At 45.1% G+C, this 2,556-nt stretch carries 3 protein-coding genes; all 3 read right to left on the bottom strand.

Going from position 1 to position 2,556, the window contains the following annotated elements; translation table 11 throughout:
* Positions 1-126 precede the first annotated feature (126 nt).
* The 3 genes from tnpC to GGR07_RS13720 all read right to left on the bottom strand — a co-directional run bounded on the left by tnpC (position 127) and on the right by GGR07_RS13720 (position 2,484).
* Positions 127-1,677, bottom strand: a complete 1,551-nt coding sequence (tnpC, locus tag GGR07_RS13730) for an IS66 family transposase (RefSeq protein WP_021646049.1) — start codon at positions 1,675-1,677, stop codon at positions 127-129.
* Positions 1,678-1,757: 80 nt separating this feature from the next.
* A complete protein-coding gene (tnpB, locus tag GGR07_RS13725; RefSeq protein WP_021646050.1) occupies positions 1,758-2,126 on the bottom strand; it encodes an IS66 family insertion sequence element accessory protein TnpB in 369 nt (122 codons plus the stop codon).
* Positions 2,119-2,484, bottom strand: a complete 366-nt coding sequence (locus GGR07_RS13720) for a hypothetical protein (RefSeq protein ID WP_021646051.1) — start codon at positions 2,482-2,484, stop codon at positions 2,119-2,121. The genes tnpB and GGR07_RS13720 overlap by 8 nt, the downstream gene beginning before the upstream one ends.
* Positions 2,485-2,556: the final 72 nt, after the last annotated feature.

The raw sequence follows: 2,556 nt of genomic DNA, 5'->3' as shown, positions 1-2,556 counted from the left end.
GTAAGCCTCCGGTAAAGTACGTATTGCAAAATACAAAAAATTAGTCCCGACTGGGCACGATTCGTTCAGATTCGCCTCCGAGTCGGGACTAATAGCATCAAATTATATCAATTCGGAACAGATTTGTTATGATTTCACCCAGTTCCGTGGAAGAAGTTCTGTCATATCCTTTTTATCCCTTTCATAATACGGTATTTTCCTCAGTACGTCCTCCATCCACACTCTAGGGTCAACTCCGGCAGACTTGCAGGTCCCGATAAGGGAATATACAATGGCCGCTCTGTATGCCGATGCGTCGTTGCCACAGAACAGATAGTTTTTTCTTCCCAAAGCCAAAGGCCTTATCGCATTCTCAATGAGATTGTTGTCGATATTCACCCTTCCGTCATTTACATATCTGGAGAGTCTGGGAAGAAGTGAGAAGGTGTATTCTATAGCCTTCCCGGTACGGCTCTTAGGCAGCACCTTAAGGTATGCATCCTGCATCCACCTTTCAAATTCCAGTATCACAGGGTAAGACTCCCGGATACGTTTTTCCTTGCGTTCTTCTATGGAAAACCCGGCTTCGTCAGCTTCAGATTCGACTTTGTACAACTTGCCTATATGGCATAATGCCTGTGTAGCCAGTGCCCTGTTCTCGTCCAGCGCTTCCGTAAACTTTCTCCTTGCATGGGCCCAACAGCCGAACAGCGTGATGCCTTTCATCCGTTCGAACTGTTCGTAGGCATCATAACCGTCGCACTGCGCAAGCCCGACATAATTGCCGAGGAGTTCACGGGCAACCTTCCCACTACGGCTGCCACGGTCATAATGGAACACGACGTCTCCGGTGATACCGTCCCGCAGGCACCACTCATAACCTTTTCTCGTCTTGTGCTTTTCGTTGTCTATAACAGGTATCACACTCTCGTCTATCTGTATATATTCACTCGAGAGTATCTGCTTCTTAAGGAGATTATAGAGAAGTTTCAGCTTTTCCACTGCCGCCTCATACCATCCACCCATGGTCGAATCACTGATGGTTATGCCGGACTCACGGTACTGTTGTATAAGGCGGTAGAATGGCAGATGATACATAAACTTTCCGATGATAATGTCTGTCAGTACGGATGCTCCTGCCATACATTTGCCCACAGGCACCAAAGGAAGCGGACTGATAAGGATATGCCTCTCTTCCGGATGCTTTTCCTTGAGTTCTGATTTTCTTATTACCTTGTGGCGGATGATCTTTACTATATAGACTTTTTCCGGGATACGTTCCAGACGAAGAGTCTCCTCGGTTCCGATTTCAACGAAATCGTCTTTCAGCTCACCGTCTTCTGTGGTAGTACCTTCAGGGTAAAGATTGATTTCATCTACAGGCAGCAAGGAGGTATCAAGAGGCTTGCGGACAGGTTTCTCCCTGACCTTTATGGTTCTTGTTATCTCTTCTTCTGCCTTGCGTACTTCCTCTTCAAGTTCAGCCTTCCCATCGGAAGACATTTCCTGCTGTGTAAACAGCGACAACTGGTTGGGGTCAAGAGGAAGGTTCTTCTCACTCATACGGCCGAACATCTTCTTTCTAAGCCAATAAAGAGATTGTTCCAGGGATGCCACTTTCCCTGAAAGTGCATCATTTTCCTTGCGAAGCCTTTCATTCTCCTGTATTATTGCCTTTATCTGTTCTTCCGTAAACATCTGAAATCCATCGTCTTATTATAGTGTAAAGATAATAAAATATGCTGGAATACACAACCTTACAGTATATTAAATACCGGTTACTTGCGAAGTTTTCTCAAGTTTTCAAGTCTGTTTCTACGTGAATCTCCGGATTCTATAATACCCTCCACGATCATTACAAGGTCACGCCATTCTATTGCTTCGCAGATGTCGTCCTTACTAAAGGAGCCGGGCTTGCCAAACGTACCGGTCTCCAAAAGCTTGGAATAAAGTACCATTCCACCTGCTTCCCAGTGGAGAAGCTTGATACGGTTGCGTGCCCTGTTCATAAAGATGTAAACATTCCCGTTACACGGGTCATGCCCCATGAAATCGGTCACTATACCACTGAGTGTATGGAAACTCTTCCGCATATCCGTCGGACGGTTGTACAGCAGATAATGAAGACTGTCGTTAAGGTTAAACATGGCTGCAGGCTTGAATTATTGAATAAAGTTCCTGTGGGCTGAGCTCTCCCTGAATGCGTATTGCATCTCCTTTTGATGTACGTATCTCTATACTTTTAAATCCGGATGATGATTCTCCTTTGGGTTTACGGCCGCTCTGACCGGTAAATGACGGGACAGGAATAAATGTGCCGCTTTGTCCCAGTTCTATAAAATCGCCTTTGGAAGTATTGACGCAGGACTGTTCTTCTGCATAACGGGACTTGATGTCATAAAATCTCCAGACAGGGATATTGAGTTCCGCCAGCCTTGATTTATAAGTTACTTTGTGTTCCTTGCAGTACATAATAATTTCTGCAACTTCTTCTCGTGTCATCATAAGTTTTATTTTTGGGCACAAAGATACTGGTCGAAGAGATTGCAGAAAATACGTGGTTTACCGGAGGCTTAC

It is taken from the genome of Bacteroides pyogenes (assembly GCF_014196225.1).
GTDB lineage: Bacteria > Bacteroidota > Bacteroidia > Bacteroidales > Bacteroidaceae > Bacteroides > Bacteroides pyogenes_A.
This window is presented reverse-complemented; position numbering and strand designations above follow the sequence as displayed.

What these genes read in the sequence shown, in the direction of transcription:
- tnpB (WP_021646050.1), bottom strand. Translation starts at nt 2,126, where the DNA reads ATGTTTAACCTTAACGACAGTCTTCATTATCTGCTGTACAACCGTCCG.
- GGR07_RS13720 (WP_021646051.1), bottom strand. Translation starts at nt 2,484, where the DNA reads ATGATGACACGAGAAGAAGTTGCAGAAATTATTATGTACTGCAAGGAA.
- tnpC (WP_021646049.1), bottom strand. Translation starts at nt 1,677, where the DNA reads ATGTTTACGGAAGAACAGATAAAGGCAATAATACAGGAGAATGAAAGG.